The organism is Zoogloea sp. LCSB751 (assembly GCF_002028455.1).
Taxonomy (GTDB): domain Bacteria; phylum Pseudomonadota; class Gammaproteobacteria; order Burkholderiales; family Rhodocyclaceae; genus Zoogloea.
The window spans coordinates 1-236 of sequence record NZ_MWUM01000636.1; the positions used below are offsets into that span (position 1 = coordinate 1).

Here is a 236-nt window from a genome sequence, read left to right on the forward strand (position 1 = left end):
CATTGTCCCAGAGGCTAGCAGCATTGACGGTGAGCGTGTTTTTGCTCAGTAAATCATGCTCAAACAGCTGCCTTAATACTGCTGGCAGTCCACCTGCGTAGTAAAAGTCTTCCATTAAGTATTGACCCGAAGGCTTAAGATTCACTATGGTCGGTACTGCGTAACCATGGCGCCAGTCATCGAGTGACAGCTCAACTCCTATCCTGCCGGCAATGGCCTTTAGATGGATAACGGCG

At 49.6% G+C, this 236-nt stretch carries 1 protein-coding gene; it reads right to left on the reverse strand.

Annotated features, from left to right (window positions below):
- Positions 1 to 236, reverse strand: a 236-nt coding sequence (locus B4920_RS27995) for a dihydroxy-acid dehydratase (RefSeq protein WP_173862750.1), incomplete at both ends; no start/stop codon positions are given.